A 14939-nucleotide genomic window follows, 5' to 3' on the forward strand; every position below is an offset into this window, starting at 1 on the left:
CTCAGTCGCCAAGCCGACACCTGGATGTGAGTGTGGGCCGCTCGTCGGGATAGTTGCGAGGGTGGCGAGGCTTCTCGATGAGGGTGATGATCCGTACCTCTGGCTCGAGGACCTCGATGGAGCGGACTCCGCCGGCTGGGTGCGGGACTGCAACGCGGAGACCATCGCCGCGCTGACCGGGAGCCAGCGGTTCACCGCCCTGGGGACGGAGATCCGGCAGGTGCTGGATGCCGACGACCGCATCCCCTACCCCCGCTGGCGCGGCGACCATCTCTACTACAACATTTGGACCGACGCGGCCCATCCGCGTGGGCTGTGGCGGCGCACCACTCTCGACCAGTACCGCCGGCCCGAGCCCGAATGGGACGTGCTGCTCGACCTGGACGCGCTGGCCGCCGAGGAGGGGGAGAACTGGGTCTGGCAGCAGGTGACGGTGCTGCGCCCCGGCTACCAGCGCTGCCTGATCAGCCTGTCCCGCGGCGGCGCCGACGCGGTCGTGGTGCGGGAGTTCGACCTGGCCCGCCGTGCCTTCGTCGAAGACGGGTTCACCCTGCCCGAGGCCAAGAGCAACGTCTGCTGGATCGACCTCGACCACATCTACGTCGCCACCGACTTCGGGCCCGGCTCGCTCACCACCTCCGGGTATCCGCGCGTCGTCAAGCGCTGGCGGCGGGGCACCCCGCTGACCGAGGCCGCCGTCGTTTACGAGGGGCGCCCGGACGACATCGGCGTGTACGCCTCGCACGACCCGACCCCCGGGTTCGAGCGCGACTTCGTGGGCCGCAGCATGGACTTCTACCGCACCGAGAATTACCTGCTCACCGGCGCCGGCGAGTTGTCCCGGATCGATGTGCCCGAGGACGCCCGGTGGGACGTACACCGGGAATGGCTGCTGGTGAGGCTGCGCTCGCCCTGGTCGGTTGACGGGATGACGCACCCGGCGGGCGCGCTGCTGGCGACCCAGTTCGACGCGTTCCTCGCCGGCGGGCGGGAGCTGACGGTGCTCTTCCGGCCGGACAGCCGCACGGCGCTGAGCTACCACGTCTGGACCCGACACCAGCTGATCCTGGCCACCCTCGTCGACGTGCGGAGCCGGCTGGAGGTGCTCACGCCCGACGGGACGGGTTGGCGGCGCGAGCCGCTCGCCGGCATGCCGGAGTACGAGCACAGCCAGATCGTGGAGACCGACCCGGACCACGGTGACGACTATCTGCTCGCCGCGGTGGGGTTCCTGCAACCGGCGACGCTGCGGCTCGGGCGGGTCGGCGGAACGACGGAGACGCTCAAGCGGGAGCCGGCGTACTTCGACGCGGCCGGTCTGACGGTCCGCCAGTTCTTCGCCACCTCCGCCGACGGCACCCGGGTGCCGTACTTCGTGGTCGGAGACCCGGACGCGCCCGCCGGGCCCACGCTGCTCACCGGCTACGGCGGGTACGAGCACTCGATGACCCCGGGCTACGACGGGGTCATCGGGCGAGGCTGGCTTGCCCGGGGCGGCACCTACGTGGTGGCGAACATCCGCGGCGGCGGGGAGTACGGCCCAGAGTGGCACCGCGCGGCGATCCGGGAGAACCGGCTCCGGGCGTACGAGGACCTTGCGGCGGTGGCCGCCGACCTGGCGGCGCGCGGGATCACCACGCCCGAGCAGTTGGGCGTGGAGGGCGGCAGCAACGGCGGGCTGCTGGCGGGGGTGATGCTGACCCGCTACCCGGAACTGTTCGGCGCGGTCGTCGCGCAGGTGCCGGTACTGGACATGCGGCGCTACCACCGGCTGCTGGCCGGCGCCTCGTGGATCGCCGAGTACGGCGATCCGGACCGGGAGGAGGACTGGGCCTACCTGCGCGAGTACTCGCCGTACCACAATGTCGGCGGCGACCGGCGGTACCCGCCGGTCCTGTTGATCACCTCGACGCGGGACGACCGGGTGCATCCGGGGCACGCCCGGAAGATGGCGGCCCGGCTGCGCGAGCACGGGCACGAGGTGGCGTACTACGAGAACGTCGAGGGCGGGCACGGCGCGGCGGCGAACAACGAACAGAGCGCCTTCATCTGGGCGCTGGCGTGTGAGTTCCTGTGGCAGACGCTGACGGGACCGGCACGGCAGCCCCTACCACGCCAGGCGTCACCGGTCCGCGAGGATGAGCAGACCGGCCGTAGACTCTCCCGGTGATCGAGCTGAAGGCGTTGCAAGCGCAGGTCAAGACCCTGGTGGACGATCTGCGCCGGCAGGTCGCGGAGGCGCCGGCGCTGCGCGCGGAACTGCGCCAGGAGCACAACCGGGCGAAGGCCGCCGAGCGGGTCGGCGCGAGCTTCGAGACCTGGCTGGAAGACGTGCTCGACCAGGCGGCGGTGGCCTGGGTGCTCGGCTGCGTGTTCGTCCGGTTCTGCGAGGACAATGAGCTGGTCGACAAGCTGTGGATCGGCGGCGCCGACCCGGCTGCGCCGGCCGAGCGGGCGGTGCAGCACCGGCAGGCGTACCTGATCGCCAACCCCCGGCACAACGACCGGCACTGGCTGCGGCAGTCGTTCGGCTACCTGGCCGAGCTGAAGGCCACCGGCAAGATCTTCGACCAGCACAACCCGGTCTGGCGGTTCGACGTCTCCGGCCCCGCCGCGGAGGAGCTGAGTGAGTTCTTCCGGCGCGGGCCGGGCCGGGAGTCGCTGCGCCGCGACGACCTGAATACCCGCTTCCTGGGCGACCTCTACCAGGACCTGTCGACGCACGCGAAGAAGACGTACGCGCTGTTGCAGACGCCGGAGTTCGTGGAGGAGTTCATCCTCGACCGCACCTTCGAGCCGGCGGTCAAGGAGTTCGGCCTGCCCGCGACGAGCGTCATCGACCCGACCTGCGGCTCCGGCCACTTCCTGCTCGGCGCGTTCCACCGGCTGGTGGCTAAGTGGCGGGACCGGGAGCCGGCCACCGACATCAAGGTGCTCGCCGAGCGCGCGCTCGGCCAGGTGACCGGCGTCGACATCAACCCCTTCGCGGTGGCGATCGCCCGCTTCCGGCTGCTAATTGCCGCCATGAAGGTGTGTGGCCTGACCAAGCTGGAACGGACACCGGGCTTTCCGGTCCGGGTGGCGACGGGCGACTCGCTGCTGCCTTGGGAGGCGGAACGATCCCGCGCCCAGGGCGATTTGCTCAGGGTGTTGGAGAACCAGGCGGAGGAGAACGACAAAGCTGAGACAGAGAAGAAGGAAATCTTCGCGTACGAGAGCGAAGACGCCGACCTGCTCAAGGACTACCTGGCCGGGAACCAATACACGGTGGTGGTCGGCAATCCGCCCTACATCACCGTCTCCGACCCGGCCCGTAACCAGCTCTACCGAGGGTTGTACGACGCCTGCTCCGGAAAGTACGCACTGACCGTCCCATTCGCGCAGCGATTCTTCTCGCTGGCTAAGGAGGGCGATCATGACGGCGGCGGCGCGGGCCACATCGGTCAAATCACCGGTAACGCCTTCATGAAGCGCGAGTTCGGAAAAAAGCTGATCGATAGGTTCTTTGCGGGTCGGGTCGAGCTGGCTGAGGTCATCGACACCTCCGGCGCGTACATACCTGGTCACGGCACGCCGACCGTAATCCTGGTCGGCAGGAATCGACTCGTCAGTCCCCGCTACAGCGGCCCGATTCGTGCCGTTCTCGGTATTCGTGGAGAACCATCTCCGCCTAGTGAACCTGCTCGCGGGAAGGTGTGGCTTGCGATCACCAACCAAGTGGATGAGCCGGATTCGGAGTCCGAATGGGTCAGCGTTGCCGACTTCGCCCGTGAGCAGCTCGCAAAGCACCCATGGAGCCTGAGCGGCGGCGGGGCCGACGCTCTGATGGGAGCGTTCGACAAGAAAGCGGTGAGTCGGCTGGGTGAGCGAGTGGCTCTGATGGGATTTGTCTCCATCGCTGCCGAGGATGAGGCATTCTTCGTGAATGGTCCCGCAGCCGATAGAATGGGTGTCGAAGTCACCAGGCCGATGGTGACCGGAGATGTCGTTCGTGATTATGGAGTAATGACCGACATCGTCGCATTGTTTCCTTACGACGATGATCTTAGGGTGGCTCACCCAGGCAGAATTTCGAACATGATGAGGGTGTTCTGGCCGAACCGCCGAGTGCTGGAGCGTCGTAAGCGATTCGGGACTTTCATCGAGCGGATTTCCTCGCTGCAGTGGTATGAATTCGGCGAGCTGTATCGGGAAAAGCTACGGGCACCGCTGTCGATTGCATTCGCGTTCGTGGCAACGCACAACCATTTCGTTCTGGATCGGGGTGGAAAGCTTTTCAAGCAAACGGCGCCAGTCATCAAGTTGCAGGAGGGGGCGACGGAGGATGATCACCTGCGGCTGCTCGGGCTACTGAACAGTTCGACCGCCTGCTTTTGGCTGAAGCAGGTGAGTCAGGACAAAGGCAATCGTGGCGGCGAGCGTTCGACGGCGCGGTATGAATGGGAACACTTCTTTGAGTTTACTGGGACCAAGTTGCAGGAGTTTCCGCTGCCGGGGGCGTACCCGTTGGGGCGGGCACGGGAGTTGGATGGGCTGGCGCAGCGGCTGTCGACCTTAACCCCGGCGGCAGTTGCCGCCTTGGGGGTGCCGACCCGGCAGCGGCTCGCCGAGGCTGAGGCGGAGTACCACTCGATGCGGGCGCGGATGATCGCACTTCAAGAGGAGTTGGACTGGGAGGTCTACCGGCTCTACGGGCTGCTCGACGAGGACCTGACCTGCGCCAACCCACCTGAACTGGCGTTGGGGGAGCGGGCCTTCGAGATCGTCCTACACACGAGCGGGGCGCAGACCGAATGGTTCAACCGGCACGGGTCGAAGCCGATCGACCGGCCGCAGGCGCACTGGCCGGCGGAGTACAGGTCGCTGGTCGAGCGGCGGATCGCCGCGATCGGGGCGAACCGGCACCTGGGGTTGATCGAGCGGCCGGAGTGCAAGCGGCGCTGGTCCACCGAAGGGTGGGAGAAGATGCAGTCGGCCGCGCTGCGGGACTGGCTGCTGGACCGGTTGGAGGCGCCGGAGCTGTGGGGCGCGCAGCCCGTGCCGCTGTCGGTGGCGCAGCTCGCTGACCGGGTTGGTCACGACCAGGACTTCCGGGCGGTGCTGGACCTGTGGGTCGGGCATGACAACTACGACCTAACCAAGACGCTGGGCCTGTTGATGGCCGACGAGCATGTGCCGTACCTGCCGGCGCAGCGCTACAAGCCGTCCGGGCTGCGTAAGCGGGCGCAGTGGGAGCGGACTTGGGCGTTGCAGCGCCGGGAGGACGCCGGGGAGAAGGTCGACATCGAGGTGCCGCCGAAGTACATTTCTGCGGACTTCGCCCGGCCGTCGTACTGGCGGGCGCGCGGCAAGCTCGACGTGCCGAAGGAGCGGTTCATCTCGTACCCACAGGCGGGGCGAGACAGCGACGGCAGTGAACTGCTCGGCTGGGCCGGGTGGGACCACCTGAAGCAGGCACAGGCGCTCGCCACCGTCTATCTCGATCGGAAGACACAGGAGGCGTGGCCGGCGGAACGGCTGCTGCCGCTGCTCGCCGGGCTGGCGGAGATCGAGCCGTGGCTGCACCAGTGGCACTCGGGCGAGGAGCCCGCGTTCCCGGGGTCGCCCGCCGAGTTCTTCACCGACTTCATCAACGCCGAGCTGTCCCAGCTCAGCTCCGACCGCTCGGCGCTGGCGTTGCTGCGTGGCGTACCGGAGCTGCCCTGAACGTCGGCGAGCCATTCGGCGGCAAGGAATCTAGCGGCGGGAATCTATTGATTCCGGGTATGCGGTTAACAACCGCCCTGGACGCGGCGGCCAGTCTCACTGGTCTCACCCCGCCGGCCGCGCGCCGCCACCTGGAGTCGCTGGTCGGCCTGCACATGTTGGCCCGCAGCGGACCGAACCGGTACCGCCTGCACGACCTGCTGAGCCTGTACGCCGTGGAGCGGGCAAACCTCGACGAGAACCCTGACGCCCTCCAGCGGGCGCGGGAGCGGCTGCTCAGCTGGTATCTGCGCCACACGTACGCGGCCTACCGCGCGACTCTTCCGCAGGGCCGTTCACTGCCCGGAGTGGACGAACCAGCCGAAGAGACGCTGGACGACGCACTCCGGTGGTGCGAGAGGGAGCGGCTCAATCTGCTCGACGCCGTTCGGGCGGCATCCGAGTGGGGCCACCACCGATTCGGTTGGCAGCTCGCGCTCGCCGGCATGGCCTTCTTCGAACGGCGGTCCTACTGGAAGGCGTGGGTGGACAGCCACCTGACCTGGCTGCGATCCGCCCGGCACGTCGGCGACCGTCTGGCCGAAGACTGGCTGTTGCTCAGCCTCGGCGACGCGTGGCGGGACCGTGGAGACCTCGGCGAGGCCCTGCGCTGCTACGCCGATTCACTACAGGCGGCACGGGACGTCGGCGACTTGTGGACCCTCGGCTTCGCCCTGCGCGGGTGCGGCCGGGTGCACGAGGACCGAGGGAACTCCCCGGAAGCCACTCGCTACGCGCAGGAAGCACTGGACACCCTCAGCCGGATGAAGGAAGAGCGCAGCATCGGCCTGGCGCTGATGAGCCTCGGCGATGCCCATCATGGCGCTGGTTACCTCGATGACGCGCTCGTCTCGTACGGCGAAGCCATGAAGGTCTTCAAGCGCCTGGACAACCGATGGAGTCAAGGGCTGGTCGAACTCCACTGCGGTCAGACCCTGCTGCGAGCAGGGGATCACCCAGTGGCGATGTCCGCCCTGACCTCGGCAGTGGCGCTAATCGGTGAACTCGACGACCGTCGACACGTCGCCTTGGCCTAGTCCTACACCGGCGATGCCTACCTGGCACTTCACGAACGACGCGCGGCCCGCGAGTCCTATACGAATGCCCTTTTGACGCTGCTGGAACTGGACGATCCCATCGCCGGATGTGCAGCGACGACTGGCGGATGTCGACTGGGAAAACCCTGATGTCGGAGCGAACCTGGGAGAGCCAGATGGATGACCCGATTCTCGGGGCCATCGCGGTGGCCCTGTCGACCCGTGGCGCGGAGGGCATCGCCGACGCAGGAAGAGACGCGTTCGCCTCGTTGGTGCGCCTCGTTCGCCGCAAGGCCAGAGACCACCGTGGCCTGGAGACCTCGCTAGCCATCGGGCCGACGCCCGCGACGGTCGATGACCGGGCTGTCGCCCTGCGGCGGGCGCTGGTCGACGCCGCCGCCCAGGATCCGGAGTTTGATCAAAAGCTACGCCGGCGTTGGGAACTCTTCCACCAGACAACCCTGCGGGCTGACGCGGTCACCAACACCGTCTCGGGCCGTGTTACCGGACCGGTGGTGCAAGCGCGCGACGTCTTCGGCGGAGTGAACCTGGCACCGTTTCCGCAACAGCGCCACGAGACGTGATGATCCCTGCCCGTTGTTGCTACTGCGACATGGCCGAGAGTGCCCAGAGCTTGCGGAGCGCTTCCGCCGCGGGTGACTGCGACTCGAAGGGATCGTCCCAGTTGATCTCGCTGCCGGCTGCGCGGACAGCTTCGTCCACCTCCGCGAAGGAGCGTGGCTCAAGTTCGTCAGCGCTGTGCGGCCATACCAGAAGTGCCACCGGGCGGCGCCGTTCCTCGGTCATCACCCGCGCCACCCGTGCCGGCGGCCAGGCTCGGGAGTTTCGGCGTGGCTTCCGCTCGACCGGACCGACATCGACCAGGACGACCTCATCCCCTTGACGGACGATTCGTTCGTCGCCCCGATACATGTGCCATGGGAAAACGGTGCCAAGTCCGTGGCGCTGTTCGAGCCTGTCGGTGGCTGCTGCCGCTTTGCCTGACAGGGTGGTCGGCTCATTGATCGCCATGCCCACCCAGAGTCGCGGCAGTCGCCGGGATGCATGGGGTGGCGATGCGACAACCGGCGGACGGTAGACGGTCCGTGCGTGCGCCAGCCACGTCGCGTCGACCTCGTCGCTCGCGGCCTGCCATACGTCCAACTGTTCGGCGACCTGGGCGCACAGCCCTTCGTCGTCGGTGACGACGGCGGCCTCCCGCAGCCGGTCGCGTGAGTGGGCCGAAGCATTGGCAGAACCGACCACCACGCGGATCCGCCTGCCTTCTAGGTGCAGCACCTTGGCATGCAGCCCCCACAGGGAGCGCGCCTCGACACCCTCGGCGAGCCAGGCTCCGATGACAGCCGGGTCGACGAGACCGGCACCGAGCGCAGCGTCGGAGCCATCAACGATGATCATGTCGCCGGTCACGAGACCGAGCAGATCCGTAGCAGTTGATCCGACGTAGGCGATGGCCGCACGTTTGCGGGTTGCCTGCCGGAGGTAGCTCTCGAGGCCGTGCCAGGTGTCGTCCGCGATCAACCGGATCATGGTCCGCATCCTTGCACCCGACTGGGGCACAGTCGATGTCATGTCAGGCAGTTGACGTTGCAGCGCCGCCGGGCCCGTCACCTGTCGGGCGTGGACCGGGTGCTGCGCGTAGCCCTACAGACGGCCACGTCGATTTTTGATGCCCCATCGCTTGCACTCTTCCCGCTGCGTCTCCCAGAACCGGCCGCTCGCCGCCTGAGCCTCCGGCTTGGTGCGGTCGGCGAGAGGGTCTGCCACGCAGTTGACCCGGAAGTAGCCAGCGTCGGGGAATCCCGCGCGGTAGCCAGCGACGTGCACGACCAAGGCGTCCAGGGGAGGAAGCTGTCTTTCCTTGCAGCGGTGATGGACTGCCGCCATGAACTCCGTCACCCGCTGAGGCTCGCCGTCCATGTGGAGGTACTGCGGTGCTGGTAGGCCTGCCGCCTCGAACACCCGTGAGTACGAGACGGTCTGCCCGCGATCCTCTGCCCCGTTCTTGATCACGAAGTCGATGGCCGCGTCGACATCGTTCGTCGTGAACTGATGAGAGGGGCTCATGGAGGCACGGTAGCCGTACGGCACCGTTCGCCAGATCACTGCGCCGAGCAGTGTCAGTACACCGACAATCGCCTACGCCGCCTCTACGTGATCCGGAGGCGGCGCAGGCGATCGGGTCAGCGGCTCAGCGCCTCGTCCTTGACGGCCTGGATGAAGGCAGCCCAATCTTTGGGCTCGACGGTGAGCACTGGACCGGCCGGATCCTTGCTGTCGCGTAGCCCGACGATGCCGGGGAGGTTGTCGGCGACCTCGACGCAATCCCCGCCGTTGTTGCTGCGGGTCGACTTGCGCCAAATGGCACCGGTCAGGTCAGGCACGGGAGTACTCCTCTGCGACTTGCTGGATCAAGCTCTTTGAGCGGGATTCGTTGAGGGCGCGGCTTGTCATGTCGGTCCAGATCGCGTCGTACGCGTCGGCCTCATGCGGCTTGTCGAGGTAGATCGCTCCGGTGGCGCTCTCCAGGTAGATCACCGGCGGCTCCATCTCCTTGCCGTTGCTGTCCATGGGGAACTCCATGATCGAGAAGGCTCCGGTCATCGCACCGGCGTGCAGTCCGACAGAAAAAGTCAGCACTTGGACGGTTACGTTGGGTAGTTCCGCGGCCTTCAAGATCTGGTGAAGCTGTTCGGCCATGATCGTGGTGCTGCCGACCGGGCGACGCAATACGGCCTCGTTGATTATCACGCTGAGTTGCGGAGCGGCAAACCGTGTCAGCAGCGCCTGACGCTCGATGCGAAGCTGGATGGCGCGCTGCTGCTCATCGCTGTCCCCGGCATCGATCGAGCCGCCGGGCATCTTGAAGACCTGCTCGGCGTAGGCGCGGGTTTGAAGTAGGCCCGGAACCAACTCGGGCTGGTACTTGCGGATGCCGGAGGCGGCTGCTTCGAGCCCGATATAGAGCTGGAACCAGCGTGGCAGGCCGGAGCCGACGTAGTCGTGCCACCAGTTTTTGTTCTCCCTGGTGGCCGCCGCCATCGCAAGGACCAACTCGGTGTCTTCGTCCGAAGCGCCGTAAAGCTTGAGCATCTCCTTGACGTCCGTCGCACGGAAGCGGACGTTCTCGGCCCCGCTCTCGATCCGGTAGAGGGTCGCCCGCGCCCTGTCCAGGTCCTCAGCCGCCTTCTCCATCGTCAGCCCGGCGGCCTTGCGAAGTGCTTCGAGTTTCCTGCCGAGCTGCCGCCGAAGCATGGTCGATCCCGTTACGGCCTGTGACACCCTTGCCTCCGATGGTCAGGTCGCGGTTGACACGCGCCCGTTCAATTAAACGCCTCCTATGTATCAGAAACAATAGACACGTCACGCCGCGTTCTATTAGCGATGCCAAAAGCTTTCGAGGCGGCGATTGTTAGACGTTGCATTTGATCTGATGCGATGCTTGACTGCCTCTGCGGCCAATGTGGAGTTATCGCTGCTCAGCGGTCATGTGTGCCCTGCTGTCGTACTGCTGATCGGAGGCTGCGGTGGCAGGTGCCGGGGTGGGTCCGCCGGTGCGTGGCGGGTCGGTGGGCCCATCCCATCCACGGTTCGATCTCGACGGTGAGAGGCAGGTCTTGTCATGCGCGTCTTCCTCCGGCGTGCCCGGCGTCGCCAGCGGTCGGTCTTGGGGTCGACCTGCTACCGCTCGGCTGCCTACCATCCGCTGCGCCCCTGGCAGGTGCGCGAGCGGTGGTTCCGGCCCACGTCGCTGGGCCGGCGCGGGCTCGACCCGCAGGAGGTGCGGGAGTTCCTCGACCGGGTCGCCGGTGACCTGGCCACCGTCTACGACGCGCTCGCTGAGAGCCGCCGGGAGACCGACCGGATCAAGAGCGCGCTGCGCCGCTGGCAGTCCGAGCAGGTCCGGGCCCGCAACGAAGGGGGACACCACCGGTGAGCGAGCGCTGGGTCATCCACCTGCCCGTGGTCGTTACCGATCTGCTCTCTGCGCAGCGGCTCGCCCGGGTGGTGGCGCACTGGACGCACGTCCTGCCGCAGACCGAACCGGGCGGCACCACCGTCTCGCCCGAGGACGAGCAGAACGTACGCCACTGGGTGTTCTGCGACCGGCTGCTGCCCGGCGGGCAGCGCTGCCTGCTCCGGCCCGACCACGACGGCGAATGCTCCCGGCGGTTCCGGCCGCGGTGACGCGACGCCGGGCCGGCGGGCTGGGACGTGCGGCGACCAGCCCTTAGGATCGTCGGGTCGCCGGTGATGCCGGCGTAACGGGGCGCAGTGGGGGCGAGGAGCGGCGATGACGCTGTTGCGGGATGTGATCGAGATTCCGACCTCGGTCGGGGACGGCGACTTTGTCGTCCGTGCCGCCGAGGGCGCGGACCTGCGCCGTTACGTCGTCACCGACCAGCTCCGGGACAACTTCGCCGACGCACTGCGCCGGATCGGTCACGCCGTGACCACCGGCCGCTCCCAGGCGGTGTTCCTGCACGGCTCGTTCGGCTCCGGTAAGTCGCACTTCATGGCGGTGCTGCGGGAGGTCCTCCAGCACAACCCGGAGGCCCGGGAGGTGCGTGGCCTGGCCGAGCCGGTGCTCGCCGCCGACTCCTGGCTGCGGGGCCGGAAGCTGCTCACCCTGACCTTCCATATGCTCGACGCGCGGTCGGTCGAGCAGGCGGTCCTGGAGGGCTACCTCAACCAGATCACCGCGCTGCACCCGGAGGCGCCCGTCCCGGCCGTACACCGGTCGGACGCGCTGCTCGACGACGCCGCGCGGCTGCGCGAGCGGATGGGCGACGACGCCTTCTTCGCCGCGCTGCACGATGGCGGCGGCGCACCCGCAACCGGCCTCGGCCTTGCCTCGCTGGTCACCCAGGCGGCCGGTTTCACCCCGGACAGTTACGCCGCCGCGGCGGCAGCACCGCCCGGCAGCGAACAGCGGGATGGGCTGGTCAGCGCGCTGACCAGCACGTTCTTCACCGGCGCGGTCCGCAGCGGGGAATACCTCGACCTGGACACCGGGCTCGCCGTGATCACCCGGCACGCCAAGTCGCTCGGGTACGACGCGCTGGTGCTCTTCCTCGACGAGCTGATCCTCTGGCTCTCCACGAAGATCAGCGACCACACCTTCGTCAACACCGAGGGCGCCAAGCTCAACAAGCTCGTCGAGTCGGCCGACGCCACCCGGCCGCTGCCGCTGATCTCGTTCGTCGCCCGGCAGCGCAACCTGGAGGACTTCCTCGGCCCCCAGGTCGGTGGCACCGAGCGGGAGGCCCTGGCGCACGTCATGCGCAGCATCCAGGGCCGGTTCGGGGAGATCGCCCTCGCCGACACCAACCTGCCCGAGATCACCGAGAAGCGGCTGCTCAAGCCGCTCACCGACGAGGGCCGCGCGATCGTCGACAACGCCTTCGCCGCGGTGCGGGGCAACCGCGAGGTGTGGGACGCGCTGCTGCTCGGCGCCCAGTACGGCGACGCCGGCATCGGCTCCGACGCCGCCGCCTTCCGCAAGCTCTACCCGTTCTCCCCGGCGCTGGTCGCCACCCTGGTGGCGCTGTCCCAGGCGTTGCAGCGCGAGCGCACCGCGCTGAAGGTGATGACCGAGCTGCTTGTCGACCGCCGGGACACCCTCCGGGTCAACGACCTGATCGGGGTGGCCGCGCTCTTCGACCCCCTCGTCCTGCACGGCGAGCTGCCCGACCGGCCCAAGCTCAAGCAGCTCTTCCAGTCCGCCCGGAGTCTGTACACCCAGAAGCTGCGGCCGATCCTGCTCAACCTCAACGGCATCACCGAGGAGCAGGCGGCCGGGCACCAGCAGTTCCAGCTCGACGACAAGCTGATCAAGACGGTGCTGCTCGGTGCGCTGGTGCCCGAGGTGCCGGCCCTGCACAACCTCACCGCCGCCAAGCTGCACGCGCTCAACTTCGGCTCGATCACCTCGCCGATCCCCGGCTACGAGCGGCAGATCGTGCTCAACCGGCTCAACCGGGTCGCCGACGGCGCCGGCGAACTGCACCTGACCAAGACCCCCGACCCCGTGGTCAGCCTCAAGCTGCACACCGTCGACTACGACAAGCTGCTCGACCTGGTGCGCGAGGAAGAGGCCACCACCACCGGTGTCCGGCAGCAGCTCATCCGCGACCTGGTCACCGCAGAGCTGAACATCACCGGGGCCAGCGGCCAGCTCGGCGAGCTGCTGGTCGCCCGACCGTGGCGGGGCCGCTCGCACACCATCCAGGTCAAGTTCGGCAACGTCCGCGACCCCGACACCATGCCCGCCTCCGCGTTGCTCGCCACCGGGGAGGCGTGGCGGGTGGTCATCGACTACCCGTTCGACCTGCCCGGCTACGAGCGCGCCGCCGACCGCGCCCGGATCGAGCGGCTGGAACGCGGCTCGCGCACCGTCTTCTGGCTGCCTTACTTCCTGACCGACGAGATGATGGGCAAGGTCGGCCAGCTCGCGAAGATCAACTATCTCCTCAGCGGAACGGGCGACCGGCTGAACTCGTTGGCGGCCGACTGGCCGCTCGCCGACCGGCAGCAGGGCAAGGTCTACCTCCAGCAGCGCCAGTCGCAGCTCCGGAGCACCCTGCTCGGCGCGCTCATGCAGGCGTACGGGTCGACCACCTCGCACGGGTCGGACGTGCAGGACGACAGCATCGCGGTGTTCCACACCCTCGCCGACGGCCTGCACATCGGTGACCCACGCGGCGGCACCCTCGCCGAGGCGTTCAACAACCTCACCGGGGAACTCCTCGCCTGGTCCTTCCCGGGGCGCCCGGCCATGCCCGACGACGAGAAGCCCGTCACCCGCAGCGAACTCAACAAGATCCTGGAGTACGCCAAGCAGGCCGCCGCTGAACCCACCCGCGGCGTGACCGTGCCCAACCCGGCCGACCAGCGCACCCTCCGGCGGGTCTGCAACAACCTCCGCCTCGGCGAGCTCGTCGACGGCCGGTTCGTGCTCACCACCTCCACCTCCCGGTGGAGCCAGCACCTGCTCCAGGCCGCCGCCAACGAGGGCTACACTGACCACTTCCCGGTCCATGTGCTGCGCCGGCTCATCGACGAGCCCGCCGCCTTCGGCTTCGACCGCGAACTGCAGAACCTGATCATCATGGTCTTCGGGCTGGACCAGCAGCTCGCCTGGTACCAGCACGGCGTCAAGATCGACATGACCAGCCTCGTCACCGTGCGGGACGAGTTGGAGCTGCGGCACCCCCCGATGCCCGACGAGCAGTCCTGGTCGGACGCGGTCAGCCGGGGGCTGGCGATCTTCGGCGGGGTGCTGCCCGTCTGGCGTACGCCGGCCAACCTCGGCGAACTCGCCGGCAACCTTCGCGAGGGGGCGCGTGAGCGGAAGAAGGCCGCCGGCAGCCTGGTTGACGCGCTGACTGCGCACGCCGACGTGCTGGGCCTGGATGTCTCGGCGTCGGCCGGCCGGCTCGCCACCGCCCGGCGGGCATACCAGTTCGTGACCGATCTGGCCGCCGAGCGGGACGACGTGGTGCTGGTCGAGACGGTGGCCCGTGCCGACCTGGGCGACGTCGACGACCAGGCCGTCGGTGAGGTGCTCAGCCAGGCGGGCAAGATCAGCGATGAGTTGGCCCGGGACCACCAGTGGCCGCTGCTCCAGGCCGTCTCCGCGCGGGCCGGCCACGACGAGCAGGCCCGAGCGGTCATCGGGCAGCTCCGGGAGGTCGCCCGGCGCGAACAGCACGGGCAGGACCTCATCGACGCCCTCCGGACGGCGGTCGCGGCCTCGGCGGCGCTGCTCGCCGCCGAACAGCCCAAGCCCGAGCCGGTCGATCCGCCCGTGACGCCCCCGGTCGTTGCGCTGCCCTCGGACAAACCTGTCGCGACGGATCCCCCGGTCGTACCGCCGGTCAGGACACCGGCCGACGACGATCCGGCCAAGCTGCCCCCGGGCGACCACACCGACCCTCGACCGGGCGAAGTGCCGGTCAGGGTGCCCGTCGGCGACGGGACGGTCGTCACGCGGAACCACGAGGTTGTCGACGCCAGGACCTGGCAGAAGGTCGCCGCCGAGATTGGGTCGGCGGTGGCCGCCGGTCGGCACGTCACCGTCACCTGGGAGATCCGGTGACGGACCCGATCCTCTTCCGTGGCGGGACCGTGCCT

At 68.3% G+C, this 14939-nt stretch carries 11 protein-coding genes; 7 read left to right on the forward strand and 4 right to left on the reverse strand.

The genetic code is table 11. The features are described 5' to 3' along the window. Nucleotides 1-61 precede the first annotated feature (61 nt). The 4 genes from ABZS80_RS28300 to ABZS80_RS28315 all read left to right on the forward strand — a co-directional run bounded on the left by ABZS80_RS28300 (nucleotide 62) and on the right by ABZS80_RS28315 (nucleotide 7366). Nucleotides 62-2170, forward strand: a complete 2109-nt coding sequence (locus ABZS80_RS28300; protein ID WP_355060550.1) for a prolyl oligopeptidase family serine peptidase — start codon at nucleotides 62-64, stop codon at nucleotides 2168-2170. Further along, nucleotides 2167-5706 (forward strand): BREX-2 system adenine-specific DNA-methyltransferase PglX, encoded by a 3540-nt coding sequence (gene pglX, locus ABZS80_RS28305; protein WP_355060552.1) that lies wholly within the window; start codon nucleotides 2167-2169, stop codon nucleotides 5704-5706. The genes ABZS80_RS28300 and pglX overlap by 4 nt, the downstream gene beginning before the upstream one ends. Nucleotides 5707-5765: 59 nt before the next feature. Continuing rightward, complete coding sequence (locus ABZS80_RS28310; protein WP_355060554.1) at nucleotides 5766-6782, forward strand: tetratricopeptide repeat protein; 1017 nt, start codon at nucleotides 5766-5768, stop codon at nucleotides 6780-6782. A gap of 107 nt (nucleotides 6783-6889) precedes the next feature. Next, entirely contained in the window at nucleotides 6890-7366 is a 477-nt protein-coding gene (locus tag ABZS80_RS28315) for a hypothetical protein (protein ID WP_355060556.1), read from the forward strand. Nucleotides 7367-7385: 19 nt separating this feature from the next. On the opposite strand, the gene ABZS80_RS28320 is transcribed toward ABZS80_RS28315, so the two are convergent. The 4 genes from ABZS80_RS28320 to ABZS80_RS28335 all read right to left on the reverse strand — a co-directional run bounded on the left by ABZS80_RS28320 (nucleotide 7386) and on the right by ABZS80_RS28335 (nucleotide 10058). Beyond that, nucleotides 7386-8333 carry a hypothetical protein gene (locus ABZS80_RS28320; protein ID WP_355060558.1) on the reverse strand — a complete coding sequence of 316 codons (948 nt, stop codon included), beginning with the start codon at nucleotides 8331-8333 and terminating at the stop codon, nucleotides 7386-7388. Nucleotides 8334-8447: 114 nt separating this feature from the next. After that, nucleotides 8448-8870, reverse strand: a complete 423-nt coding sequence (locus ABZS80_RS28325) for a hypothetical protein (protein WP_355060560.1) — start codon at nucleotides 8868-8870, stop codon at nucleotides 8448-8450. Between the two features lie 116 nt (nucleotides 8871-8986). After that, nucleotides 8987-9187, reverse strand: a complete 201-nt coding sequence (locus ABZS80_RS28330; RefSeq protein ID WP_355060562.1) for a DUF397 domain-containing protein — start codon at nucleotides 9185-9187, stop codon at nucleotides 8987-8989. Further along, on the reverse strand, nucleotides 9180-10058 hold the full coding sequence (locus tag ABZS80_RS28335) for a helix-turn-helix transcriptional regulator (RefSeq protein WP_355060564.1): 879 nt from the start codon (nucleotides 10056-10058) through the stop codon (nucleotides 9180-9182). Before ABZS80_RS28335 ends, ABZS80_RS28330 begins: the two co-directional genes overlap by 8 nt. 367 nt (nucleotides 10059-10425) lie before the next feature. On the opposite strand from ABZS80_RS28335, the gene ABZS80_RS28340 reads away from it, so the two are divergent. From ABZS80_RS28340 to ABZS80_RS28350, 3 genes are all read left to right on the forward strand, one after another. After that, a complete protein-coding gene (locus ABZS80_RS28340; RefSeq protein ID WP_355060566.1) occupies nucleotides 10426-10740 on the forward strand; it encodes a DivIVA domain-containing protein in 315 nt (104 codons plus the stop codon). Then, complete coding sequence (locus ABZS80_RS28345) at nucleotides 10737-10991, forward strand: hypothetical protein (protein WP_355060568.1); 255 nt, start codon at nucleotides 10737-10739, stop codon at nucleotides 10989-10991. Before ABZS80_RS28340 ends, ABZS80_RS28345 begins: the two co-directional genes overlap by 4 nt. Before the next feature lie 106 nt (nucleotides 10992-11097). Beyond that, nucleotides 11098-14904: a phage resistance protein gene (locus ABZS80_RS28350; protein WP_355060570.1), complete on the forward strand. Its 3807-nt coding sequence runs from the start codon at nucleotides 11098-11100 to the stop codon at nucleotides 14902-14904. Nucleotides 14905-14939: the final 35 nt, after the last annotated feature.

This window comes from Micromonospora sp. NPDC005305 (assembly GCF_040607315.1).
In the GTDB taxonomy this organism is placed as follows: domain Bacteria; phylum Actinomycetota; class Actinomycetes; order Mycobacteriales; family Micromonosporaceae; genus Micromonospora.

Coding starts and splice junctions, on each gene's coding strand:
- ABZS80_RS28310 (WP_355060554.1), top strand. CDS start 5,766: ATGCGGTTAACAACCGCCCTGGACGCGGCGGCCAGTCTCACTGGTCTC.
- ABZS80_RS28315 (WP_355060556.1), top strand. CDS start 6,890: ATGTGCAGCGACGACTGGCGGATGTCGACTGGGAAAACCCTGATGTCG.
- ABZS80_RS28320 (WP_355060558.1), bottom strand. CDS start 8,333: ATGATCCGGTTGATCGCGGACGACACCTGGCACGGCCTCGAGAGCTAC.
- ABZS80_RS28325 (WP_355060560.1), bottom strand. CDS start 8,870: ATGAGCCCCTCTCATCAGTTCACGACGAACGATGTCGACGCGGCCATC.
- ABZS80_RS28335 (WP_355060564.1), bottom strand. CDS start 10,058: ATGCTTCGGCGGCAGCTCGGCAGGAAACTCGAAGCACTTCGCAAGGCC.
- ABZS80_RS28340 (WP_355060566.1), top strand. CDS start 10,426: ATGCGCGTCTTCCTCCGGCGTGCCCGGCGTCGCCAGCGGTCGGTCTTG.
- ABZS80_RS28350 (WP_355060570.1), top strand. CDS start 11,098: ATGACGCTGTTGCGGGATGTGATCGAGATTCCGACCTCGGTCGGGGAC.